The organism is uncultured Candidatus Pelagibacter sp., from assembly GCF_943788075.1.
GTDB lineage: Bacteria > Pseudomonadota > Alphaproteobacteria > Pelagibacterales > Pelagibacteraceae > Pelagibacter.
The window spans coordinates 199,196-223,092 of the sequence record NZ_CALSOW010000001.1; the positions used below are offsets into that span (position 1 = coordinate 199,196).

Consider the following 23,897-nt stretch of genomic DNA (forward strand, 5'->3'; position numbering starts at 1 on the left):
GTATGATGTTTGAGGCCTCAAGGGCTAAGGCCGTTGATAAATTAAATAATTTTGTAGAAAAAAATTTAACTGATTATTCTAAGCTAAGAAATTTTGATTTAGGACCCAGCAATAGATCAAACATTTCCTGTCTATCTCCATACATATCACACGGAGCAATAAATGAATTAGAAGTAATTGATAAATCTCTTAAAAAATTTTCATTTGCAAAAAATGAAAAATTTATTCAGGAAGTATTGTGGCGAACTTATTGGAAAGGTTGGCTAGAGTTAAGACCAAATGTTTGGTCAGATTATTTGATGGAATTAAATACTCTTAGAAATGAATTTAAAAGTAATCAAAATTATCTAAATGCAATTGAAGGGAAAACTGATTTAGAATGCTTTAATCAGTGGGTGAATGAGCTAAAGGAAAATAATTATCTTCATAACCATACAAGAATGTGGTTTGCAAGCATCTGGATATTTACTCTAGAATTACCATGGCAACTGGGAGCTGAGTTTTTTTTACAACATCTTTACGATGGAGACGCTGCATCAAATACTCTTGGTTGGAGATGGGTAGCAGGCATTCAAACTCAAGGCAAACATTATCTGGCAAGTGAATGGAATATAAATAAATTTACTAACAATAGATTTAAAAACATAAAACTTAATGAAAATGCCAGACCAATATTTAGTGATAAAACTTATCCAATAAATAAAAAAGAATTTTTAAATTCTGAAATTTTAGAGGATCAAACTTTATTAGTATTTGAGAATAATATGACTTTTGAATTTTCTGATTTTAAAGAAAATAAATTTAAAAAAATTTTGTTAGTTTTAAATGATACAAATAGAGCCATTAAATTAAGTGAACAAGTATTGAAATTTAAAGCTAATTTATTAAAAGATCAAAAAACAAGATTAAATGAAAAATCAATTAATTGTGCAATTATTAACGTTGATGATTTAAAGAATATTACTGAAAAAGCTTATGCCCTTTATCCAACTGTTGGTGAAAATTTAGACTTTATTCAGAACAATAATTTAAAAAATATCAAATTTTTGTATAGAAAGTTAGATCAATTTTCTTGGCAATATTGCAATAAAGGCTTTTTTAATTTTAAAAATTATATTCCAAAAATTATTGCTAAATTTAATTAGGCTAAAAAGGTTTTAATACCATCCAAAATATACTGCACACTTAATCCAACAAGAATAATAGCTACCACTCTTGAGATAACACCAATTATTTTTTTATTTATTAATTTAGAAAATTTTGAAGCTATAAAAAAAATTACAAAAGTTAATAATAATACAATTACTAATGACAACATTCCTGCTGTTTGATTTGTAAAATTAGTTCCAATATCTGAAACAGAAACAATTACCGAAGTTATGGCTGCCGGTCCTGCAATAATAGGTGTTGCTAAAGGAAAAACGCTCACGTTATCAGAATTAAGATCTATGTCTTCTCCTTTTCTTTGCTGACGCTTGTCAAATAACATTTCTATTGCAATTATTAGCAAAATAATCCCTCCTCCTATTGTAAAAGCTGGGTAAGAAATATGTAGGTAACTTAACAATGAGCTTCCAAGTAATGCAAAAAACAACAATATAATAGTTGCAATTATAGTTGCGCTAAATGCAACTTTAATTTTTTGTTTTGCCTCCATGTGTTGAGTTATACTTAAAAATAATGGAGTATTTCCTAAAGGGTCAATTACTATAAAATATAGAAAGAAAGTTTGAATAAATATCTCAGACATCGGGTTTATCTATCTCTTTAAAAAGATTTTACAATTTAAATTAAAACCAACGTATCATTCCAATAATACCAGCTGTTGCATAAAAAAATTGCAACAAAAATATTCCTTTATGGTCTCCTCTGTAAGCCCAAATTCCAATTAAAATCGCAGATAATAGTAATAAGCAGAAGCCAAGAAATTCTATTCCAATATTTAATGCAACAAATAATGAGTATAAAATTGCTGTAACAACCCCAGCCCATTCAAAAAATTTATTATTCATTATATTTTTTTAAAATTTTCATAAAGAATTTTGGAATAATTATTCATATCAACCATATTATCTTTTGCAGCATTATCAAATTTTTCTAAAGCACCATCACCTAATTGATCTTCAAGAGCTTTTTTATATTCTGGAACACGTCCCCACTCATTGACTGTAGTATCTTTAATTTCTATATGAAATTGAATTCCGTAAGCATGATTTTGATATTTAAAAATTTGGTATTTGGTTATAGGTGATGATGCTAATAAAGTTATGTCTTTATTATAGTCTATACCTTGAACTTCATAAGAATGCCATTGTAAGCTTTTAACTTTTTCTGGAAATTCAGAAAATAATTTATCTTGATCTTTTTCTTTTGAAAAATTGATATCCATAATACCAATTTCTGCTGGATTTGATTTAACCACTTTACCACCCACTACTTCGCCTAACAACTGGCAACCAAGACAAAATCCTAAATAAGGTTTTTTTAAGTTGATAACAAATTCTTTAATTGCTTTTTTTTCTTCAATTAACCAAGGATATTCTTTTACCATATAGGTATCCATTGGACCACCCATACAAAACATTCCATCAAATTTACTTAGATCTTTTGGAATTTTTTCACCTTCATCTAGCTCTATGGTGGTTAATTTTAAACCATCAGCTAACATTAAATCTTTTATATAACCTGGGTCTTCAATTTTTATGTGTTGCAAAACTATTATATTCATTTCTTAACCAATCAAATAGAAAATAACAAGGTACCTACTTACTTTTCCAATAGCTACTAAAATAATAAAATCCAAAAATCTAATCCTCAATAAACCTGCAACTAAAGTTAGTGGATCACCTAAAATAGGCACCCAAGCAAATAATAATGACCATTTACCAAACTTGGTAAACCATTTTGATGACCTTTCTATTTTTGCTTCCTTGAATGGAAACCATTTTTTTGAAGTAAGATTTCTTGAATAAAATCCTAAAGCCCAGTTAATTACAGATCCCAGAACATTCCCAAAACTAGCAACGATTAGCAAAAATGAATTTTCATAATTTGATGTGGCCATTAACCCTGCTAATGTAAGCTCAGATGAAAATGGTAAAATGGTTGCAGCTAATAAAGATACAATAAATAAAGATAAGTAAATCACTTAGAACACTTCTTCGAACAATACTTTACCCTTTCCCAATTTAGCTTCCATTTTTTACGCCAAACGAATGGTCTTTTACAAACAGGACAGATTTTTGAAGGTAGATTTTCTTTTTTCAATTTAAATTTCTTTAAAATTTTCTTTCCATTTTTTTATTGCATCATCCCAATTTGGTATAATCTTATCCTCATACCCATGAACAGAACCGGTTCCAATATATCTAAAATTCTTCATTGCTAATGCGTGATGCTTGCCTTTTAAATAATCTATCATTTTACTCTTATTCTCCCAAGCTGTTAGAGTGTGATGATATCCGTTAATCTTTTTTGCTTCACAAAAAAAATTTCCATTTGCTTTTTTTGCTGCAGTGAAACTTGGCATCGAATACCTCATAAATTTCAACATACCAAAAAAACCTCTTACTTTGATGCCTGTAATAGAAATATACATTATACAGTATTCAACTTTATAAATTTATCCGCTTCAGATAAAATCAACTTTTTTCGTTCATCTTTCATTTTATCAAAGATACGGACCATCATTGATAATCTTGGATTTGTTAAAAAAAATTTTCTATTTCGATCAATGAACCTCCAATACAATCCATCCATCGTATTACACCAATCCCCTTTTTTAAAATCCATCATTTTCATAAAATAAGCAGATCCACAGATATAAGGTTTGGTTGCAAAAATTCCACCATCACTAAATAGACCCATCCCATAAACATTTGGAACCATTACCCAGTCAGATGAATCTACAAACATTTCCATAAACCATTTGTAAACAATTATGGGCTTAATTTCACAAAGGTTCATTATGTTAGATAAAATCATTAATCTTTCAATGTGATGAGACCATCCATGATTAACTGCATTTTGAATTGCATGGTCTAAGGGTGGAAGGCCAGTTGTTCCTTCATACCAAGAGTTTTTCATTTTTCTATTTTGTTTAAAGAAATTTCTAGTTTCCATTTTTTCAGAATAACCTTGGTAAATTCCTCGCATAAACTCTCTCCATCCAATTACCTGACGGATATATCCTTCAAGCGAGTTCATTCTTATCTTATTTTTCTTATCAAAATCTAAAATTTTTTGAATAATAAATTCAGGGGTTATTAAGCCTAAGTTAATATAAGGGCTTAGAGCGCTGTGAAATAAGATATTATCATTTTGGTTTACAGCATCTTCGTAATCGCCAAATAAATTAGATTTTTCTTTTATAAAAAAGTTTAAGAGTTTAACAACGTCTTCATATTCTGTTGCAAGCCAAAAATTATCTGTACTTCCAGGATGATTTTTAAATAATTTTTCAATTATTGGTTTTAATTTTTTTGTATGAGTAGTTTCATTAATTTTTGGAAATTTTGGAATTAAAATATCTTTGGGTAATTTATTTCTATTATCTTCATCAAAACTCCACTTACCACCAATAGGGTTTCCATCTGCACCCATTAGAATTCCAGATTTTTTCCTAACCTCTTTGTAGAATGTTGCCATAAATGGCTTTTTTGATTTTCCCAAATAATTTTTAAATTCATCTCTTGAATTTAAAAACATTGGGGTCTGAACAATATTCCAATCAATTTTTTCTTTTTTTAAAAACTGTTTAATTTTTTTTTCAAAAAATTTATCTTCTACTTCAAAACTTGAAATTTTAGTTATTTTATTTTTAGATATAATTTTTTTTAACTTCTTAAAATAATCGTCTTTAAAATCTTTATCTTCAATTTTTAAATAATCTAATTTAAATTTATTTTTCTTTAAACTATCCGCATAAGATCGCATAGAAGATAGGAATAATAGGATTTTTTGCTTATGATGTTTTTCATAAGTGCATAATCCATTATCTTCAGCCATAAAAAACACATGATCCTTTTTGAAGCGGTCTAAGTATTTTAATGGAAATAACTGATTACCAAGTATAAAAAATAATTTCATAATTAAATATAACTAATTAAAAAATTTATGTCAGAAAAATATCTAATTTTTGGTGCGACAGGATCTATTGGTTCAAGTCTAGCTGAACAATTAAAAAATTCTGGAAATGCTATTCACTTAATTGCAAGAAATGAAAGTGAAGTAAGTTCTATTTCAGAAAAATTAGGTTGCACATTCACTGTTGCTGATGTTTTAGAAGAAGGTTTTATTGAAAAAGTTAAAGCAGACGTTTCTGAGATAAAAGGAATTGCATACTGTGTGGGTTCAATTGATTTGAAGCCATTAAGAATGGTTACTGAACAAGATTTTAATAAATGTATGAAATTAAATCTTTATTCAGCTGTTGAAGCCATAAAAGGATATCAAGAAAGTTTAAAAAAAAACAAGGGTTCTATTGTTTTATTTTCAACAGTAGCAGCTCAAAGAGGGTTTACAAACCATGCAATTATTGCATCAGCTAAAGCTGCTGTTGAAGGTTTAACGGTATCACTAGCAGCAGAATTTGCCCCAAACATAAGAGTGAATTGTATTGCTCCAAGTTTAACAAGATCAAAAATTGCTGAGCCAATGCTAAAAAATAGTACAATAGCAGAGGGTATTGCAAAAGCTCATCCACTAAAAAGATTGGGTGAAGGAAAAGATTCTGCGTCTCTTGCAAAGTTTTTAATTTCTGAAGACAGTTCGTGGATAACGGGTCAAATTATTGCAGTTGACGGTGGTAGATCAAAACTATCTTAGAGTGATAAAATATTTTTTATTAATTTTTTTTCTTTTTTTTTCTTCAGTAAGTTATTCTGATGATTATTCTTTAACCAAAGTTACAAAATTAGATGAACCTTGGGGTTCCACGTTTATTAGCAATGATGAAATAATTGTAACTGAGAAAGATGGAAAAATAAAAGTAGTTAATATTGATTCAAAAAATACTTTTGAAGTTAAACATAACTTAAATTTTTTAAATGTTGGACAAGGTGGATTATTAGATATTATTTACCAAGACAATTATCTTTGGGTTTCGTATTCTGAAGATAGAGGTAATGGAAAAACAAGTACTTCAATTGCTAAGGCATCATTAAATAAAAAGGAATTAAAATTTAAAAATATATTTCAAGCAAATCCTCCTATAGACTCGGGCTATCATTTTGGCTCTAGGTTAGCGATTAAAGGTAAATATCTTTATGCATCCGCTGGTGAGAGAGGATTGGGAATGATTGCACAAGATCCTACAAAACATCCTGGAAGCATTATAAGAATTCATACAGATGGTAGTATTCCAAAAGATAATCCAAAGTTTGAGGGGAAATCTGATTGGTTACCAGAAATTTATCAAATAGGTGTTAGAAACCCACAGGGATTAACATTATCTCCCTATGATGAAAAAATTTATTTAAGCAACCATGGTGCAAGAGGTGGTGACTGGTTTGGTGAAGCTAAAAAAGGTGAAAACTATGGTTGGAAGATATTAGGATGGGGTGGAAAAAACTATTCAGGTAGTAAGATTGGGCCAAAATGGAAGCCTGGCTTTACTAAAGCTATTCAATACTGGGTGCCTTCAATTGCAGCTAGCGCAATCACAATTTATAAAGGAGAAGAATTTAGTGAGTGGAATGGACATGCCCTAATCACTTCACTAAAAGACAAATCATTAAGAAAATTAATCTTTAATGATTTATCAAACGTAAAAGAAGAAATTATTTTTAAAAATAAAATTGGAAGAATTAGAGACATTCAAGTTCATCCAGATAATGGAAAAATTTATTTTTTAGTAGAAAGAGCTTTATGGCTAATGGAAAAAAACTAACAACTAAACTTGAGAAAGATTTTAAAAGAAATAATGAAAAAATTAATATCATTTCTATTTATCATTCTTTTTTTTAATATAGAGCTAATTGCAATGGAAAAACTACCTTATCATCACTTGCCAGATGGAACCTTTAGGAATCCTGAGGGATCTCCAGTTAGAACAAATGATGTAAAATTTTCCTATAGAACATTTATTAAAGAAAAAAAGAAAATTGATATCACTGTTCCAAAAGATCATGTCATTGATAAAAAAATTGTTAAAGAAAATTTAGAGAAATTTAAAGATGATGATTATATTGCGTGGATAGGACATGCTACCTTCTTAATTAAATTAGGTGAAACAACAATTATTACAGACCCAGTTTTTTCAAAAAACGCAGGACCTTTGATATTTGGTCCAAAAAGATATGTTGAGCCAGCTATTCAATTAAAAGATATTCCAAAAACAGATGTATTTCTGCTTACTCACAATCATTATGACCACCAAGATATGTCAACCATTAGAAGATTTCCTTATAAAGATGCAAAGGTTTTACTTCCTCTAAAACTAGGAAAATATTTTAAAAAATACAAAGATGTAAATGAAATGGATTGGTATGAGGAAATTAAAATTAATGATCATTTAAAAATAACTTTCTTACCAGCAGTACATTGGTCGAAAAGAAGTCTAACTGATACTAACAAAACTTTATGGGGCAATTTTTTAATTCAATATAAGAATATAAAAATTTTATTTGCATGTGACACAGGTTATGGAAATATTTATAAAGAGATTGGTGAAAAATATGGCCCAATCGATATTACAATGATTAATATTGGCGCTTATGATTTTAGACCAATGTTTGACAAATCTATTTATCACACCACTCCTGAGGAGGCCCTTAATGTTGCACAAGATTTAAAAAGTAAAAAAGTATTGGGAATGCACTGGGGAACTTTTGTTTTGTCTCTTGAGCCTGTAATGGAACCACTTATTCGATTTAAAGAAAATGCTCAAAAATTTGGTTTTAAAAAAGAAGACGCTATAACTTTTAAAATTGGAGAAATTAACTCTATAAAAAAAATATTAGATTAAAATTAGTTATCTAATAATTTTTTTTTTGCCTTTTCAAATTCTTCTTGAGTAAGCACACCACTTTGGAGTAATTCATTTAACTTTGTGATTTCATTACTAAGATTATCCACATTTGGTTGCTGATCTATTTGTTCCTCTTCTTCAGGTTTTTCAGGTCTATTCTCAACTTTAGCTTTAAAACCTTTCATAATTGCAGTTCCACCTAAATAAATCACAAAACCAAGTATGGGTAGCGCCAATCCAAAAAATATTATCTTTTCCATAAATTAATCCTCATCCTCATCACGCCAACCTTTTTGATACATAAGGTACCCTGCTAAAATTACAGAGAAAGTTCCAGCTATCATACCAAAATCAAAACCAACTTGTTTTCCATACAAATACCAGCCTAACTGAGTTGCGCCTATTGGAACAGCTGTTAATAATATCATTATCAATCCAATTCGATATTCATAGGGGGGTTTTTTCATTAGAAAACTTTATCAAATAAAAAAAGAAATTAATTAAGTTTTATCAATTTGAGACAATAAAACTTGTTAACGAAAAAGTGTTTATTTTTGTGATCTTTTAAAACAATCTATTGTGTTTTTTAATAAACAAGCAATTGTCATAGGTCCTACTCCACCTGGAACAGGCGTAAGTGCCTTAGCAACTTTTGAAACTTCATCAAACGCAACATCACCCACTAAACCATTTTCTGTTTTATTAATCCCGACATCGATTACGATAGCATCTTTTTTAACCCAATCCCCTTTTACAAGCTCTGGAATACCCACAGCTGCAACTATAATGTCAGCTTCTAAACATTCAGCTTTTAAATCTTTTGTTCTTGAATGCGTAATTGTAACAGTACAATTTTCTTTAAGAAGAAGCTGTGTCATTGGTTTGCCGTTTAGATTTGATCTTCCAACTACAACTGCTTTTTTACCACTTAAATTTGGTTCAATTTTTTTAATCATTAAATAACATCCAAGTGGAGTACAAGGCACTGAACTTTCATAACCTGAAGATAAGTTTCCAACGTTCATTGGATGAAAACCATCCACATCTTTTGATGGAGCAATTGTTTCTATTACTTTTTGTTTATCAATGTGTTTTGGAAGCGGAAGTTGAACTAAAATTCCTGATATAGTTTCATCATTGTTTAGTTCTTCAATTTTTTCTAAAATAGTTTTTTCTTCAACTGTATCTGGATATCTAATCACTTCAGATTTTAAACCTACTTCATTTGCTGATTTTTCTTTATTTCGAACATAAATTTGACTTGGGGCCATATCTCCAATTAAAATTACAGTTAACCCAGGAACTTTGTTATATTTAGTTTTTAACTCTACTACTTCTTGTTTAAGCTCTTCTCTTAGTTCTGCAGCTATTTTTTTTCCATCTATTAAAATCATAAATATTTCCTAAAAAATCATTGGGGCAATGTAGAGCTTCATACACATTTCAATAAACCAAATCAATAAAAGAAGAATTATTGGGGATATATCAAGTGAGCCTAAATTAGGTAAAAAACGTCTAATTCTGTATAATATTGGATCAGTTAATCGATATGTCATTTCTAAAATTGAATAAACAAATCTATTTTGTGTGTTTAAAACATTAAAAGCAATCAACCAGCTTATTAAGACATTTGCTATAACGACATAAGAATACAGTTTTAAAATTTGTAAAACTAAATAAAAAATCGCTATCATTTTTTCTCGATATAAATCGACTGACTTGGAAAAGCAAAAGCTGCTTTATTGTTTTCTACGATTTGCTTAATCTCAATTGCAAGTCTTTCTTTAACAGAAAGCATTTCATTCCAACTGTTAGTTTTTGTAAAACATCGGACATACATATCAATAGAGCTATCAGAAAATTTATCAATTCTAACTGCAACACCAACGTTTACATCAAAGTCGTCACTTTTATTAATGTATGCTTCAATTTCATTTCTAACTGTCTTTAACTGATCAACTGTTGTGTCATATTGAAGAGTAATTATCCAACTGATCAACCAATTTGAAGTTTCGCTCACATTTACAACAGCGTTTTCTGCAAATTGAAAATTAGGAATAATCGCTAGTGACTTATCAAATTTTCTAATTGTTGTTGATCTAAATCCAATCTTCTCAACAATCCCTTCTATAATACCCTCAACAGCGATCCAATCACCTATCTTAAATCTTTTTTCAACTAATACTAAAATTCCTGAAATTAAATTTTTAAATAAATCTTGAGCACCCAATGCAACTGCCACACCAAATAAGCCAAGCCCTGCAATAATTGGTCCAATCTTTATTCCCCATAATTCCAAAACTGCCGCAAGCCCTAATATAAAAATTAAAATTTTAAGAGATTTAATAATCCATCCAATTAACTCTCTAGTTAAAAGTTTATCTAGTCCACTTAAAATGTAAGAAATGGGTTCAATGATTTGATGAATAACCCAAAATATTAATATTGTAATTAACGTTCTGTTAATAGTGTCTACAACCTCTCGACCTTCACTTGAAAAAGTCATGTAATAACTCGCAATAAAAAATCCAAGAACAATTGGTAAAAATCTTGCAGGTCCAACTAAGGCATGAACAAAAGTATCATCTAATTTATTGGTTGTTCTTTTCGAAATTATTTCTAATTTTTTAATAATAAGCTTACTAATTAAGCCTCTAAAAACTAAAAAAATAAAAAATATTCCAATTCCAATTAATATTTGGAAAATATCAACACCAAGAATTCCTTGTTTCCAGACTGAAGAAAATATGTCAGAAAAATTGTTTATTATTTGCATAGTTAAATTTTATATAACAAAAACTCTTCTTCTCCAGGATTAAAAAGAAATATCTTTTTCCACTTAATTTCATTCAATATTGACGAGGTTTTTTCACCAATGCACATTAAGTTCGTATCCATCCAAAGATTTTCGGACTGATGTATTTTGATAAAATTTAGTAAACTTAGGGCACTATTTTGAGAATAAACATAAACAATGTCTGGCAATTTAAGCATTAATTCACTCACAAATTTATCATCAAAGTTTTGGTTATGAGTAGTCCTATAATTAATAATTCTTTTTATATCGTATCCTTCTTTCAATAGTTGCTGATCAAGATCAACTGAAACTGTTTCACCGCTTATATAAACTAAAGATCCATCTTTCTGATTGAAGTTCTGAAAAACTAACTCTTTTAAATTTTCAACGTTACCCTCGGCTGCAATTACATTTTGAAAACCAACACTTCTAGCTACATTCTCGGTAGCACTTCCAACACAGAAACATAAAATATTTTTATCAATACTTTTGTGATTTAAAAATCTTACAGCATTTGCACTTGTGAAGATAATCCCTTTAAAATCTGAAAAATTAATCTGTTCATAATTTACCTTATCTATTCTTAATAATGGAAGATGTGATACTTGGTTTCCTAGCGATTTAAATTTTACAATCATCTCTGAACAATCTTCTAAGGGTCTAGTTAATAAAATGTGCATATTATTTTTTATAAGAATTATTTGATTTTTTTTTCAATATTTGCCCAACCTCTTTACCAAGTTCTTCTGCATTTTCAATTTTTGAAGATTTTTTTTCATAAAATCTCTGACTACCGTCTAAAGAAAAAAGCTCTGCTTCTAAAACAATTTCATCCCCTTGAATAATAGAATGAGCCCCCACAGCTGTTTCACAATCACCTTCTAAAACTTTAAGAACATTTCTTTCAGCAGCTGCTCTTAAAAATGTTTTTTGATCATTAACCTTATCTAAAATTGAAATAACATCCTTATCATCGTTTCGACATTGAAGTGAAATAATTCCTTGCCCTGCACTTGGGATTATTTCTTGAGTTGAAAAAACTTCTGCAATTTATTTTCTATTGATAAAGATTGAATTCCTGCATAAGACAGTATAATTGCATCATACAAACCATCATTAAGTTTTTTAATTCTGGTATCAACATTGCCTCGGATAAGTTTACAGTCAAGGTCAGGTCTAATTTTTTTAATTTGAAATTCTCTTCGGTAAGATGAAGTTCCAATTAAAGCTTTACCTTTTAATTCCTTAAGTTTTTTTTTGTCATTAGTTATCAATATTTCTCTTGGATCATTTCTTTTTAAAAATACATTAGTTCTTAAACCATCTGTTTCAATTGCTGGCATATCTTTTAATGCATGAACAGCTATATCAATTTTTTTATCTTGAAGTTCTTTTTCTATATTTGTTGAAAATAAACCTTTTCCACCTACTTCAGATAATCTTATATCTTGAACTTGATCTCCTTTTGTAGTTATTTCTTTGATTACAACATCTTCATTATTTAAATTTGTATTTTGAACAATCTTATCTTTAGCATTTTGAGCATATATTAATGCTAACTTGCTGCCTCTAGATCCAATAATTATTTTCTTATTCATAAATAAATATATTTCTTACTTGTATTGAGATTGTACAGTTAATAAAAACTATTTGAATGAGTAAAAAACCCTTAATTCTTGGAATTGAATCTAGCTGTGATGAAACAGCAGCATCAATAATCACTGAAAATGAACATGGAATACCAATAGTTTTATCTAATATTGTTTCAAGCCAAGTTGATGTTCATAAAGAATTTGGGGGTGTTGTTCCTGAACTAGCTGCAAGATCTCACATGGAAAAAATTGATTGGATTGTTAAAAAAGCAATTAATGATAGTGGTAGAAAAATAGAGGAGATTGATGCAGTGGCCTCAACGGCTGGTCCAGGTCTAATAGTGTGCCTGTCTGTTGGTTTAAGTTTTGGAAAAGCTTTTGCTTTTGCATTGGAAAAACCATTCATTGCTGTTAATCATCTGGAAGGTCACGCGCTAAGTCCAAAACTGAATTCAGAGCTTAACTACCCATATTTACTTTTATTGATTTCAGGCGGACATTCACAATTTTTAAATGTTCAAGGTTTAGGCAAATATAAAAGATTAGGAACTACTATTGATGATGCTTTAGGTGAAGCGTTTGATAAAACTGCTAAACTTTTAGGAATTGAATTTCCTGGAGGGCCACAAATAGAAGTTTTGGCAAAAAAAGGTAATCCAAATAAATATGATTTACCAAAGCCTATTTTTAACAAAGGAGGATGCAATTTATCTTTTGCAGGTCTTAAAACAGCTATTTTGAGAATAACAAAAAATATTAAAACAGATCAGGAAAAATTTGATTTGGCTGCTTCTTTTCAAAAAACAGTTGAACAAATTTTATATAAAAAAACTAAGATTGCCTTTTCTGAATTTGAAAAACAAAACGATCTACAAGAAAAAATATTTGTAGTTGCAGGAGGGGTGGCAGCCAATAAAAGAATTAGATCTATGTTAATTAAGCTTTGTGAGGAACAAAATTATCAGAGCATATTTCCACCGATTGAATTTTGTGGAGATAATGCAGCTATGATTGCAATGGTTGGTTTAGAAAAATTTAAATTAAAACAATTTGATAATTTAGATCATCCAGCAAAACCAAGATGGCAATTAGATGAAAAAGCAGCATTTCTTAAAGGAGCAGGAGTAAGACTATAATGCAGTATTGGTTAATGAAATCTGAACCAGATGTGTGGTCAATTGATCAACAAAAAAAGGCGGGAGCTAAAGGTGCGCCCTGGGATGGTGTTAGAAATTATCAAGCTGCTAAAAATTTAAAAAGTATGAAAAAAAATGATCTTTGTTTTTTTTATCATTCAAATATTGGAAAAGAGATAGTTGGAATTGTAGAGATAATCAAGGAAGCATACATAGATAAAACTGATAAATCAGGTCGTTTTGTAGCTGTTACTGTAAAATTTAAAGAAAAGTTATCCAAACCTGTTACCCTTGAAAGTATCAAAAATCATAAGGAATTAAGCCATTTAGCTCTTATCAAACAGAGCAGACTATCTGTAATGCCCATAGACTCTAAAAGCTGGAAAATATTAAATAACATGAGTAAAGTTTAATTATAAAAAAATTTCATGCCAATAAAAAAAAAGAAAAAAACTAAAGTTAAAAAAAGAGTTACGAAGAAAGTAACAAAAAAAACTAAAGTTAAAAAAAGAGTTACGAAGAAAGTAACAAAAAAAACGAAAGTTAAAAAAAAAATTTTTAAGAAAGTTGCAAAAGAAAATTCAAAAGAACTTATAATTAAAACGAAACCTCAATGGGTCAAAAATAGTTTAGCTACAAAAGCTAAATATAAAGATAAATATTTAAAATCTATTAAAAATAATGATGAGTTTTGGAGAAAAGAAGGAAAAAGAATTACTTGGATAAAACCATACAATAAAATTAAAGATGTTAGATACAGTTCTAAAGAAGTTAAGATTAAATGGTTCCAAGATGGAACTTTAAATGCTTCTGCAAATTGTATTGATCGACACTTAAAAGATAAAAAAGATAAAACGGCAATAATATGGGTTGGAGATGATCCTAAGGACAGCCAAAAAATATCCTATAAACAGCTTCATGAAAAAGTCTCTAAAGCAGCAAATGGCTTAAAAAAATTGGGGATAAAAAAAGGAGATAGAGTTACAATTTATTTAACGATGATTCCTGAGCTAGCAATTTTAATGCTAGCTTGTGTTCGTATTGGTGCAGTCCACTCAATTATTTTTGGTGGATTTTCAGCTGACTCGATTTCTGGAAGAGTAAATGATTGTGAGTCTGAATATATAATAACAGCTGATGAAGGTGTTAGAGGAGGAAAAACTATTCCACTTAAATATACAGTGGATGAAGCATTAGAGAGTTGTCCAAATGTTAAAAAATGTATTGTTGTTAAACGAACTGGAAACTACATCAACTGGGATAATAAAAGAGATGTTTGGTATCACGATTTAATTAAAGATGTTTCAAATAACTGCGAACCTGAAGAAATGAATGCAGAGGATCCTTTGTTTATTTTATATACATCGGGTTCAACCGGAAAGCCCAAAGGAGTTTTACATACGACCGGTGGTTATATGGTTTATGCTTCAATGACACATCAATATATTTTTAACTATAAACCAAAAGATATTTACTGGTGCACAGCTGATATTGGATGGGTCACCGGTCATAGTTATATAATTTATGGTCCACTTGCTAATGGAGCAACTACAGTTATGTTTGAGGGAATACCTAATTATCCAAATTCCTCAAGATGGTGGAAAATTATTGACAAATATAAAGTAAATACTTTTTACACTGCTCCCACAGCTATAAGGGCTTTAATGCGTGAAGGAGATAATCCAGTTAAAAAAACTTCAAGAAAATCCTTAAAATTATTAGGTACAGTTGGTGAGCCAATTAATCCTGAGGCCTGGATGTGGTATTATAAAACTATAGGAAATTCTAAATGCCCAATTGTTGATACATGGTGGCAAACAGAAACAGGTGGAATAATGATCGCTCCTCAAACTGGAGCAATTGATCTAAAACCTGGATCCGCCACTAAACCATTTTATGGAATAAAACCAGTTCTTGTAGATAAAAAAGGTGCAGAAATAAAAGGTCCAGGAGAAGGTAGATTGTGTATTGCTCAATCATGGCCTGGGCAAATGAGAACCGTCTACGGAGATCATCAAAGATTTATCGATACCTATTTTTCACAATTTGATGGAAAATATTTTACTGGAGATGGATGTAAAAGAGATAAAGATGGCTACTATTGGATTACAGGTAGAGTTGATGATGTAATTATTGTTTCTGGTCACAATCTAGGAACTGCTGAAATAGAAAGTGCATTTGTTGCTCATCCAAAAGTTGCTGAAGCAGCAGTAGTTGGATATCCCCACGATATTAAAGGTAATGGACTTTATTGCTACGTAACATTAAATGTGGGTGAAAGAGAAACAGGTGATCTTGAAAGAGATTTAAAATTATGGGTTAGAAAACAAATTGGCCCCCTTGCTACTCCTGATTTAATTCATTTTACCCCAGGACTCCCAAAAACTAGATCAGGTAAAATTATGAGGAGAATTTTAAGAAAGATTGCACAAAACGAACATGGTCAATTAGGTGATACAACAACATTAGCTGACCCAAGCGTTGTTAAGAGTTTAGTTGATAATAGAAAAAATATTTAAAATTCTATTAACTTTTCAAATTCGTTTCTAATAATATCCCACTTTAAGATCATCGAATTTAATACTATCTTTCTATCTAAGGTCTTAAGCTCTTCAGCTATTGGTGCCCACTTGTATAATGATAATGCACTTGGATTAAAAGGAAGATCTTTATAATAAGTCTCCCAATCTAAATTTTCTAATCTTTCATCAAAAGTTTTTTTTGCATCCTCAATTACAGCAAGTGGCATCTTGTTAGATGTTTCATCATCTAGAATTTTATTAAAAATTTCTTTAGCTTGATTGAAATCTTGATAATTAAAATTAACTTTTAAATATGAAAATGTAAAAAAAGTTAAATCTTGTAAAGCTACAGAATAAATATTCCATTTAGCAATATTAAGAGATGACATGAAGACATCATTATCGAAATGAAGGACATATCTGGTTCCCATTCTGGTTTTTAAATAACTATATAAAGTAACCTGTGTTACCCATGCTGATTTGGTTTGAATGAAGAATTCTAAATCATCTAAATTTTTAATTTTTTTTTTTGGAATGAACGCTTTAAACAATGCAAACAAATAGACTTTAAAATCTTTAAATGACAAATCTTTCCAAGAAAGTTTATATTTTTGCATAAAAATTTTATTTTTATTCACTATACTTCAAAAAAGTAAGTAAATAAGTACCAATTATGCGCATTTTTCATCTTTTCAAAACTCTTAGAATGGTTATGGTTTTAATTAGTTATAACTAAAAGAGAGGTATAAATGTCAAACGCACAAAAACACTGGGAAAAAACCAGGTCATTGTTATTCGTAACATTGGCAATTTGGTTTGTTTTCTCAATTGGCATCTTCCTTTTTGCAGCTGAAATGAATGAGGTTACTGGACCTTTCGGATATCCATGGACATATTGGTTTACATGTCAGGGATCTCTTGGAATTTTTGTAATCTTGTGTTTCTGGTTTGCTAATAGGCAAGAGAAAATCGATGAAGAATTCGGCTTCAACGAAAGAGGAGATGATTAATGATTAAAGGTAAATTTATAGACAATTTGCCAAAAGTTTATGGAATCTATACTGGAGGATTTATAGGTTTTATAATCTTAATGGCAATTGGTGAACAGATGGGTATGTCTGCAAAAGCAATAGGTGTTGCTTTTGTTGCTTTTACAATATTCATCTATGCATTAATTGGTTATCTATCAAGAACAGCACAAGCAGATGCGTATTACGTAGCTGGAAGACAAGTGCCTACTGTATTCAATGGAATGGCGACAGCAGCAGACTGGATGTCTGGTGCTTCATTCGTTGCAATGGCAGGTGGTATTTACTTTAAAGGTTATGGATATATGGCACTACTTGTTGGTTGGACTGGTGGTTACATATTAGTTGCAACTTTATTAGCACCATACTTAAGAAAATTTGGATGTTACACAGTTCCAGATTTTGTAGGTACAAGATACGGTGGTAATTTAGCGAGACTATGTGCAGTAATAGTTTTAACTGTTGCATCATTCACTTATGTGACTGCTCAGATTAACGCTACAGGTACTATTGCATCTGTTGCTCTAGATATCGACTTTAAATACGCAGTATATATTGGACTAATAAGTATTTTACTTTGTTCAATGTTAGGGGGTATGAGAGCGGTAACTTGGACACAGGTTGCACAATATATCGTACTAATTATAGCTTACTTACTTCCAATTTTTTGGATCAGTAACAAAATGGGTGCGGGTTTCTTTCCTCACTTTATGTTAGCTGATGAAGTAGCTAGAATTGGTGAGTTAGAACAACAGTTTGGTTTTGTTAAAAACTCTGCTGCTGATCTAGCAACGGTACCTAAAGGGTTAGCTGGAATAACTAAAGCACACTCTGCAGTAAATGCAACGCCTTGGGCGTTTATTTCGTTAGCACTAGCGATGATGATGGGAACAGCTTCATTGCCACACGTGATGATGAGATACTTTACTACTCCAAGTGTAAAAGCAGCTAGAAAATCAGTGGGTTGGTCTTTATTCTTTATCTTCCTTCTGTATTCTTCTGCGCCAATGTTAGCAACACTATCTAAACTGTCGTTGATTGATCCAACTTTATCTACAGGTATTATTGGTAAATCATTTGCTGAAGTTCAATCAATTGATTGGTTCCAAAACTGGAATCAAGCTAATTTGATGTTCATCAGTGACTTTAACGGAAATGGAACTCTTGAATTAAACGAGTTTTTCATGGGCGGTAAAGCTGTAGTATTAGCAACACCAGAAATAGCTGGATTACCATATGTAATTTCAGGACTGGTTGCTGCTGGAGGTATGGCTGCTGCAATGTCAACTGCTGATGGTTTAATTCTAGCAATTGCTAATGCGATCTCTCATGATGTTTATTATAAGATGATAGATCCAAAAGCAGAGACTGCGAAAAGACTTCTTGTTGCAAGAGTATTACTTGTAGTAATTGGTTTTGCTGGAGCAACTATTGCAGCAATGGAAATCCAAGGAATCTTGGGTTCAGTTATCTGGGCTTTTGACTTTGCGATGTCTGGTTTGTTCTTCCCGCTTGTACTTGGTGTATGGTGGAAGAGAGCTAACAGAGAAGGTGCTATTGCTGGTATGGTTTTAGGTCTTGCTTCTGCTATTTGGTACCTAGTTTGGGTACGAACTGGAGGAAGTGGGTTCTTAGGACTTACTCAGTTAACATTTGGTATCTTTGGAGCTGGTGTTAGTTTAGTTGCTATGGTTGTAGTGAGTTTAATGACTCAAGCACCAGATAAAGCAACTCAAAAAATGGTTGATGAAGTTCGAATACCAACTGGTAGAACTGTTACTGGTAAATAGAGCCATCAAATCTTAATTTAAGGGGCGATTAATTTCGCCCCTTTAAATTCAATCTTTTTTCAAATATAAATTTATCAATGTCAGCAAATTTTCATCCCTTAGTCTACTTTATTGATTACCTGCTTGGAGTAATTATGTGGACTTTAATAGGAAGAGTTGCGATGAATATTTTTCAAAAAGAAGACTCAGAATTCTTCTTTATGAAAATATTTGTAAAATACACTAATCCTCTTTTAAAAATATTTAAACCTATAACCCCTTCTTTCATTATAGCACCTCTCGTTCCATTATATGTTGCTTGGTTCTTTTATATGATTAGGTTTTACTTTATGCCTTGGGTCTTAGGCTATTCTGTAATGGGTATGCTATCCTTTCCACTCGAAAGTGAAATTTCCAAACAAATTTATCAATTATTTAATTCAATTAAATTTTAAAAATTGATACTAATAGCTTTAGCAATCAATGAAAAAAATACAAATTTCACCATCAATTTTATCAGCTGACTTCAGTCAATTAGGCAATGAAATTAAAAGACTTGAAGAAGGTGGTGCAGATATGATTCATGTAGATGTTATGGATGGTCATTTTGTTCCAAACCTTACTATTGGGCCTCCAGTGATTAAAGCCTTGAGGAAACAGTGCTCAATTCAATTTGATGTTCATTTGATGATATCACCTGTTCACAAGTACATTGAAGCATATTCAGATGCTGGGGCTGATATTATTACAATTCATCCTGAGGCAACAGATAATCTAGAAGAATCTATTTTAAAGATAAAAAACTTAAATAAAAAAGTTGGTATCTCACTTAATCCAAAATCCAAAATTGATCTAATTATAAACTACCTTGATAAAATAGACTTGGTTTTAATAATGAGCGTAAATCCAGGATTTGGAGGTCAAAAATTTATGCCGGAGGTCCTGGATAAGATTAAACAACTAAAAAAAATTCAATCTGAAAAAAATATGCTTTTTGATATTGAAATTGATGGAGGGATTAATTTTGATAATTGCCAATCAGCAATTGAGGCTGGTGCCAACATACTTGTTTCAGGAACAACTGTATTCAAAAGTAATAATGGAGATATTAAAAAAAATATTGATTTATTAAAATTAAAATAAGTTAATGATCATTAATAATTTTACTAATAGCTTAAGGCAAATTTATTTTGATTTAAAAAAAAATATAAAAGAATTTTATCAAAACTCTAATTTTTATAATAAAAGAATTTCTATAACCAATGATCTTACTTTTGAATATAAACCAAGTCCCCACCTACTATCTTCAATAATAAAATATCAAAAAAAAAAATATAAAATTGAAGATTTTGCTTTAGAAGAAATTTGGCAAAACAATCTAAATTATAATGAATTTGAAAAATTAAATAATTTTTATTGGTTCTTTAGTTTAGATCTAAAATCATCAAAAAAGATGACTCAAACTGTTATTAATAATTGGATTAATAAAAACGACAAATATAGTAAAAAAAGTTGGGATTTTGATATTACTTCCAAAAGAATAATTTCATGGTTATCTAACCATCAATTAACTTATGAAGATTGTGATGAAAATTTCAAAAAAAAATTTAATCAGAGTGTTCAAAAACAAACAAATCATCTTTTAAATGAAATAAAAAATTTGTCAGAAGTTGAAAACAAAGTTATTGGGTGTGCGGCTATTATTTTAACAGGACTAGCGTATAAAGATAATAACAAATATCTTAATAATGGATTAAACCTTTTAAAAAAAATAATAAAATCATCTATTAATAATAATGGTTTTCCTAAATCTAGAAATATAAAACAACTTATTTTTTACTTAAAATATTTTATAATTATTAGAGAGTGGTTTAAAGAGTCACAAAACACAATTCCGGAATATATTGATGAAATAATATATTATCTTGGCCAAAATTATGCTTTTATTTGGCAAAACATTAATCAAGATATTCTTTTTAACGGCAATTATGTTTCCAATAATAATGAGTTTGATCAATATCTAAAAAGATTTGGATATGTATTTAAAAATGAAAATAAAGAAATTGCTGGTTATGCTATTCTTAAAAATAAAAAAATTATATTAACAATGGATATAGGTGAAAGTCCTAGTGGTAATTATTCAAAATTTTATCAATCAGGAGCTCTTTCATTTGAAATTTTCTCAGATGGTAAAAAGCTGATAACAAACTCTGGTTACTTTGCTAATAAAGAACACAAACTATATAAACTCTCAAAAAGCACAGCTTTACAAAGCACTTTAACAATCGAAGATCATTCTTCTTGTGCTTATAGAAAATTGAATAAATCAAATATATTGGTCAAAGAAAGTATTAAAATAATTGAGAAAAATGTTGTTTTTGAAGACAATTATTGGAAAATATCAGGGTCACATGATGGTTATCTAAAAAAGTTTAAAACTATTCATAAAAGGGAAATAGAATTTTACCCAGAGCAAATGAAATTTGTTGGTTTTGATAAATTATTAAGAAAACAAAAATCTGAAGATATTAAATTTGATATAAGATTTCACCTGGATCCAAGCTCAAAAGTAATGAAAACTCAGGATAATAAATCAATCCTAATAGAGTTGGGAGACGAAGGTTGGAAATTCAATTGTGAAAATTTTGATATAAACATTGATAATGGATTATATTTAGGTATTAAAAATTCATACAAAGAAAATCAAAACATATGTATATCAGGAGTGTGTAAAGATAAAATTCAAAATATAAAATGGGAAATTACTAAACTTTAATGAAAAAAATAAAAACAGCTCTTATTTCTGTATCAGATAAAAAGAATTTAAAGCCACTTCTTACATCTTTAAAAAAAAATAATATAAAAATTATTAGTTCAGGCGGCACATATAAAGAAATTAAAAAATTAAAATTTCAATGTTTAGAAGTTTCAGAATTTACTGATTCGCCTGAAATTCTAGAAGGTAGGGTAAAAACTCTTCATCCCAAAATACATGCGGGAATTTTAAACAAAAGAAATAACAAAGTTCACTTGAAAAACTTAAAAGATAATAATTTTGAGAATATAGATTTAGTGGTTGTAAACTTTTACCCATTTGAAGAAACATTAAAAAATACAAATAATCACAATAAGATAATTGAAAACATTGATGTTGGTGGTCCAACAATGGTCAGATCAGCAGCTAAAAATTATCAGGATGTGACAGTTATTACTTCATCTAATCAATATGAAGAGCTAATTGATGAATTAAGAGAAAATATAGGCTCTACATCCTTAAGATTTAGAGAAAAATTATCCAGAATTGCCTTCACAGAAACAGCTTATTATGATTCTGTTATTTCTGATTATTTTAATAAAAAAAATAATATAATTTTTCCAAAAAAGAAAGTTTTTCATACTAATCTTATTGCAACTCCCCGTTACGGGGAAAACCCACATCAAGAAAGTGGAATATATTCAAAAAATAGTTCTTTAAACCTAAATCAAATTCATGGAAAACAACTAAGTTATAATAATTATAATGATATATTTTCAGCTTTAACTATTTCAAAATCGCTTCCAAAAAACATTGGAACCGTCATAGTAAAGCACGCTAATCCATGTGGAGTTTCAATAAATACAAATCCTCTTATAAGCTACAAATCTGCTCTTGCTTGTGATCCTATTAGTGCTTTTGGCGGGATTGTATCATGTAATTTTAAAATTAAAAAAAATTTAGCGTCAGAATTAAATAAATTATTTCTTGAAGTAATTATCGCAAATGGTTTTGATAAAGATGCTCTAAAATTATTAAAGAAGAAAAAAAATTTAAGATTAATTGATGCTACAAATTATTCTTTTAAAGAAATATTAAGATTTGTATCCTCTAATGAGGAATTATTAATACAAACAGAAGATTTAAAAAAGTTTAGTAAAAAAGATTTTAAAATTGTCTCTAAAAAAAAACCAACTTCAAAACAAATGAAAGATCTTATTTTTGCATTTAATATTTGTCGGTACGTAAAATCTAATGCAATAGTACTTGCAGCAAATGGCGCAACAGCAGGAATTGGATCTGGCCAACCAAGTCGACTGGATAGCTGTCAAATTGCAATAAATAAAATGAATAAATTTATGAATACAAATAACGAAATCGTTGCTGCATCAGATGCATTTTTTCCATTCGTAGATGGAATTGAAAAATTAGTTCAATCGGGTGTTACGGCAGTTATACAACCCTCTGGGTCTATTAGAGACAAGGAGATAATTAAATTTGCAAACGAAACTGGAACAATTTTAGTATTTTCTAGAACAAGACATTTTAGGCATTGATTAACTGATCTATTTTTGCTGCTAAGATAAAGTCATTTTCAGACAATCCCTCTATTGCATGAGTTGTAATTTTAATTTCTGCATATCCCCAGCCAAATGATATGTCTGGGTGATGCCCCTCATCTTCAGAGATTTTACCAACATGATTAATAAAGCTTTGACTATCTAAAAAGTTTTTAAAATTAAATTTTTTAGATAGAAAAAAAATATCATTATTATTTTTAATAACTTCCCAACCATCTACTTTTTTTTGATATTTGTGTATTTCAGATATATCAAAAGGAATTACCCCACCTTCACAAGGTACACATTTTTTTTTTGTTAAATCAGTCATTACTATATTGTTTTGTAAATTCTTTTTTACGAAATTCAATCTGATTTATCATCTTTTGATTTATAAATTTAGAATTAAAAAATTCTATATCAACATTTTTATAACTTAAATCACCAATGTTTTTTGCATAATTCAACCACTGATTAATTATTAAAAAATCTGATATTGATAAACCAGGAATAGAATTGTTGAACTTAATAGTATTAAAATTTTCATTTACTTCGAAATTTTCCTCAATTTTTTTCCAATCGTCATTAAAATTCATAAAATCTTTATCTTTTTCGTCAATAATTTTAAATTTTGGAAATATATCATAAAATTCTGAACATCCTCTTTTTATACTAATTTTAACATTTAGTAGAATTTTAAATTTTGGTTTTAAATCCTCTAAAATTTTTTTTGCCTCTTTTAATATATTATCTTACAAATTATTTTTTAC

Annotated in this window: 31 protein-coding genes; 13 read left to right on the forward strand and 18 right to left on the reverse strand. The window is 29.5% G+C overall.

What is annotated here, in order from left to right:
- Positions 1–2 precede the first annotated feature (2 nt).
- Positions 3–1,145, forward strand: a complete 1,143-nt coding sequence (locus Q0X98_RS01160) for an FAD-binding domain-containing protein (protein ID WP_297680632.1) — start codon at positions 3–5, stop codon at positions 1,143–1,145.
- Here Q0X98_RS01160 and Q0X98_RS01165 read toward each other — a convergent pair.
- Genes Q0X98_RS01165 through Q0X98_RS01195 form a run of 7 tightly spaced genes read right to left on the reverse strand, consistent with a single transcriptional unit; the run spans position 1,142 to position 5,088 of the window.
- On the reverse strand, positions 1,142–1,750 hold the full coding sequence (locus Q0X98_RS01165) for a MarC family protein (protein WP_297680634.1): 609 nt from the start codon (positions 1,748–1,750) through the stop codon (positions 1,142–1,144). The genes Q0X98_RS01160 and Q0X98_RS01165 overlap by 4 nt on opposite strands.
- A gap of 40 nt (positions 1,751–1,790) precedes the next feature.
- Positions 1,791–2,012: a hypothetical protein gene (locus Q0X98_RS01170; protein WP_297680636.1), complete on the reverse strand. Its 222-nt coding sequence runs from the start codon at positions 2,010–2,012 to the stop codon at positions 1,791–1,793.
- Positions 2,012–2,728 carry a type 1 glutamine amidotransferase gene (locus Q0X98_RS01175; protein WP_297680638.1) on the reverse strand — a complete coding sequence of 239 codons (717 nt, stop codon included), beginning with the start codon at positions 2,726–2,728 and terminating at the stop codon, positions 2,012–2,014. The genes Q0X98_RS01170 and Q0X98_RS01175 overlap by 1 nt, the downstream gene beginning before the upstream one ends.
- A gap of 3 nt (positions 2,729–2,731) precedes the next feature.
- Positions 2,732–3,148 carry a YqaA family protein gene (locus Q0X98_RS01180; protein ID WP_297680640.1) on the reverse strand — a complete coding sequence of 139 codons (417 nt, stop codon included), beginning with the start codon at positions 3,146–3,148 and terminating at the stop codon, positions 2,732–2,734.
- A complete protein-coding gene (locus Q0X98_RS01185) occupies positions 3,145–3,267 on the reverse strand; it encodes a DUF2256 domain-containing protein (protein ID WP_297680642.1) in 123 nt (40 codons plus the stop codon). The genes Q0X98_RS01180 and Q0X98_RS01185 overlap by 4 nt, the downstream gene beginning before the upstream one ends.
- 1 nt (position 3,268) lies before the next feature.
- Positions 3,269–3,598 carry a hypothetical protein gene (locus Q0X98_RS01190; protein ID WP_297680644.1) on the reverse strand — a complete coding sequence of 110 codons (330 nt, stop codon included), beginning with the start codon at positions 3,596–3,598 and terminating at the stop codon, positions 3,269–3,271.
- Entirely contained in the window at positions 3,598–5,088 is a 1,491-nt protein-coding gene (locus Q0X98_RS01195) for a cryptochrome/photolyase family protein (RefSeq protein ID WP_297680646.1), read from the reverse strand. The genes Q0X98_RS01190 and Q0X98_RS01195 overlap by 1 nt, the downstream gene beginning before the upstream one ends.
- 27 nt (positions 5,089–5,115) lie before the next feature.
- Between Q0X98_RS01195 and Q0X98_RS01200 the strand changes: the two genes are divergently transcribed.
- From Q0X98_RS01200 to Q0X98_RS01210, 3 genes are read left to right on the forward strand one after another with little or no spacing between them, the layout of a single operon-like run.
- The gene (locus Q0X98_RS01200) at positions 5,116–5,826 is read left to right on the forward strand and encodes an SDR family oxidoreductase (RefSeq protein ID WP_297680648.1); all 711 of its coding nucleotides are present in this window, start codon (positions 5,116–5,118) and stop codon (positions 5,824–5,826) included.
- 1 nt (position 5,827) lies between these two features.
- Complete coding sequence (locus tag Q0X98_RS01205; RefSeq protein ID WP_297680650.1) at positions 5,828–6,889, forward strand: PQQ-dependent sugar dehydrogenase; 1,062 nt, start codon at positions 5,828–5,830, stop codon at positions 6,887–6,889.
- Positions 6,890–6,922: 33 nt separating this feature from the next.
- Positions 6,923–7,966 carry an MBL fold metallo-hydrolase gene (locus Q0X98_RS01210; protein WP_297680652.1) on the forward strand — a complete coding sequence of 348 codons (1,044 nt, stop codon included), beginning with the start codon at positions 6,923–6,925 and terminating at the stop codon, positions 7,964–7,966.
- Between the two features lie 2 nt (positions 7,967–7,968).
- Here the strand turns inward: Q0X98_RS01210 and Q0X98_RS01215 are convergent, their stop codons facing one another.
- The 8 genes from Q0X98_RS01215 to hemC all read right to left on the reverse strand — a co-directional run bounded on the left by Q0X98_RS01215 (position 7,969) and on the right by hemC (position 12,364).
- A complete protein-coding gene (locus Q0X98_RS01215) occupies positions 7,969–8,229 on the reverse strand; it encodes an SHOCT domain-containing protein (RefSeq protein WP_297680654.1) in 261 nt (86 codons plus the stop codon).
- Between the two features lie 3 nt (positions 8,230–8,232).
- The gene (locus tag Q0X98_RS01220) at positions 8,233–8,436 is read right to left on the reverse strand and encodes a hypothetical protein (protein WP_271483938.1); all 204 of its coding nucleotides are present in this window, start codon (positions 8,434–8,436) and stop codon (positions 8,233–8,235) included.
- A gap of 81 nt (positions 8,437–8,517) precedes the next feature.
- Positions 8,518–9,363 (reverse strand): bifunctional methylenetetrahydrofolate dehydrogenase/methenyltetrahydrofolate cyclohydrolase FolD, encoded by an 846-nt coding sequence (gene folD / locus Q0X98_RS01225; protein ID WP_297680658.1) that lies wholly within the window; start codon positions 9,361–9,363, stop codon positions 8,518–8,520.
- A gap of 9 nt (positions 9,364–9,372) precedes the next feature.
- Complete coding sequence (locus Q0X98_RS01230) at positions 9,373–9,663, reverse strand: YggT family protein (protein ID WP_297680660.1); 291 nt, start codon at positions 9,661–9,663, stop codon at positions 9,373–9,375.
- On the reverse strand, positions 9,660–10,745 hold the full coding sequence (locus Q0X98_RS01235) for a mechanosensitive ion channel family protein (protein ID WP_297680662.1): 1,086 nt from the start codon (positions 10,743–10,745) through the stop codon (positions 9,660–9,662). The genes Q0X98_RS01230 and Q0X98_RS01235 overlap by 4 nt, the downstream gene beginning before the upstream one ends.
- Positions 10,746–10,747: 2 nt before the next feature.
- Positions 10,748–11,446, reverse strand: coding sequence for a uroporphyrinogen-III synthase (locus tag Q0X98_RS01240; RefSeq protein WP_297680664.1), 699 nt, complete (start codon positions 11,444–11,446; stop codon positions 10,748–10,750).
- A 1-nt stretch (position 11,447) separates the two neighbouring features.
- The gene (locus Q0X98_RS01245; RefSeq protein ID WP_297680666.1) at positions 11,448–11,627 is read right to left on the reverse strand and encodes a hypothetical protein; all 180 of its coding nucleotides are present in this window, start codon (positions 11,625–11,627) and stop codon (positions 11,448–11,450) included.
- 158 nt (positions 11,628–11,785) lie between these two features.
- Positions 11,786–12,364, reverse strand: coding sequence for a hydroxymethylbilane synthase (gene hemC, locus Q0X98_RS01250; protein WP_297680668.1), 579 nt, complete (start codon positions 12,362–12,364; stop codon positions 11,786–11,788).
- Positions 12,365–12,420: 56 nt separating this feature from the next.
- On the opposite strand from hemC, the gene tsaD reads away from it, so the two are divergent.
- Genes tsaD through acs form a run of 3 tightly spaced genes read left to right on the forward strand, consistent with a single transcriptional unit; the run spans position 12,421 to position 16,013 of the window.
- On the forward strand, positions 12,421–13,494 hold the full coding sequence (tsaD, locus tag Q0X98_RS01255; RefSeq protein WP_297680670.1) for a tRNA (adenosine(37)-N6)-threonylcarbamoyltransferase complex transferase subunit TsaD: 1,074 nt from the start codon (positions 12,421–12,423) through the stop codon (positions 13,492–13,494).
- Positions 13,494–13,907, forward strand: a complete 414-nt coding sequence (locus Q0X98_RS01260) for an EVE domain-containing protein (protein ID WP_297680672.1) — start codon at positions 13,494–13,496, stop codon at positions 13,905–13,907. Before tsaD ends, Q0X98_RS01260 begins: the two co-directional genes overlap by 1 nt.
- 15 nt (positions 13,908–13,922) lie before the next feature.
- Positions 13,923–16,013, forward strand: a complete 2,091-nt coding sequence (gene acs, locus Q0X98_RS01265; protein WP_297680673.1) for an acetate--CoA ligase — start codon at positions 13,923–13,925, stop codon at positions 16,011–16,013.
- On the opposite strand, the gene Q0X98_RS01270 is transcribed toward acs, so the two are convergent.
- Positions 16,010–16,654 (reverse strand): esterase, encoded by a 645-nt coding sequence (locus Q0X98_RS01270; protein WP_297680674.1) that lies wholly within the window; start codon positions 16,652–16,654, stop codon positions 16,010–16,012. The two genes, acs and Q0X98_RS01270, sit on opposite strands and share 4 nt — an antisense overlap.
- A 111-nt stretch (positions 16,655–16,765) precedes the next feature.
- On the opposite strand from Q0X98_RS01270, the gene Q0X98_RS01275 reads away from it, so the two are divergent.
- From Q0X98_RS01275 to purH, 6 genes are all read left to right on the forward strand, one after another.
- Positions 16,766–17,026 (forward strand): DUF4212 domain-containing protein, encoded by a 261-nt coding sequence (locus Q0X98_RS01275; RefSeq protein WP_297680675.1) that lies wholly within the window; start codon positions 16,766–16,768, stop codon positions 17,024–17,026.
- Entirely contained in the window at positions 17,026–18,834 is a 1,809-nt protein-coding gene (locus Q0X98_RS01280) for a sodium:solute symporter family protein (RefSeq protein ID WP_297680676.1), read from the forward strand. The genes Q0X98_RS01275 and Q0X98_RS01280 overlap by 1 nt, the downstream gene beginning before the upstream one ends.
- Before the next feature lie 77 nt (positions 18,835–18,911).
- Positions 18,912–19,268 carry a YggT family protein gene (locus Q0X98_RS01285; RefSeq protein ID WP_297680677.1) on the forward strand — a complete coding sequence of 119 codons (357 nt, stop codon included), beginning with the start codon at positions 18,912–18,914 and terminating at the stop codon, positions 19,266–19,268.
- Positions 19,269–19,296: 28 nt separating this feature from the next.
- Positions 19,297–19,956: a ribulose-phosphate 3-epimerase gene (gene rpe / locus Q0X98_RS01290; protein ID WP_297680678.1), complete on the forward strand. Its 660-nt coding sequence runs from the start codon at positions 19,297–19,299 to the stop codon at positions 19,954–19,956.
- A 4-nt stretch (positions 19,957–19,960) separates the two neighbouring features.
- Entirely contained in the window at positions 19,961–21,589 is a 1,629-nt protein-coding gene (locus tag Q0X98_RS01295) for a heparinase II/III-family protein (RefSeq protein WP_297680679.1), read from the forward strand.
- The gene (purH, locus tag Q0X98_RS01300; protein ID WP_297680680.1) at positions 21,589–23,124 is read left to right on the forward strand and encodes a bifunctional phosphoribosylaminoimidazolecarboxamide formyltransferase/IMP cyclohydrolase; all 1,536 of its coding nucleotides are present in this window, start codon (positions 21,589–21,591) and stop codon (positions 23,122–23,124) included. The genes Q0X98_RS01295 and purH overlap by 1 nt, the downstream gene beginning before the upstream one ends.
- Here purH and Q0X98_RS01305 read toward each other — a convergent pair.
- Positions 23,114–23,458, reverse strand: coding sequence for a 4a-hydroxytetrahydrobiopterin dehydratase (locus tag Q0X98_RS01305; RefSeq protein ID WP_297680681.1), 345 nt, complete (start codon positions 23,456–23,458; stop codon positions 23,114–23,116). The two genes, purH and Q0X98_RS01305, sit on opposite strands and share 11 nt — an antisense overlap.
- Positions 23,451–23,723, reverse strand: a complete 273-nt coding sequence (locus Q0X98_RS01310; protein ID WP_297680682.1) for a hypothetical protein — start codon at positions 23,721–23,723, stop codon at positions 23,451–23,453. The genes Q0X98_RS01305 and Q0X98_RS01310 overlap by 8 nt, the downstream gene beginning before the upstream one ends.
- Positions 23,724–23,897 lie beyond the last annotated feature (174 nt).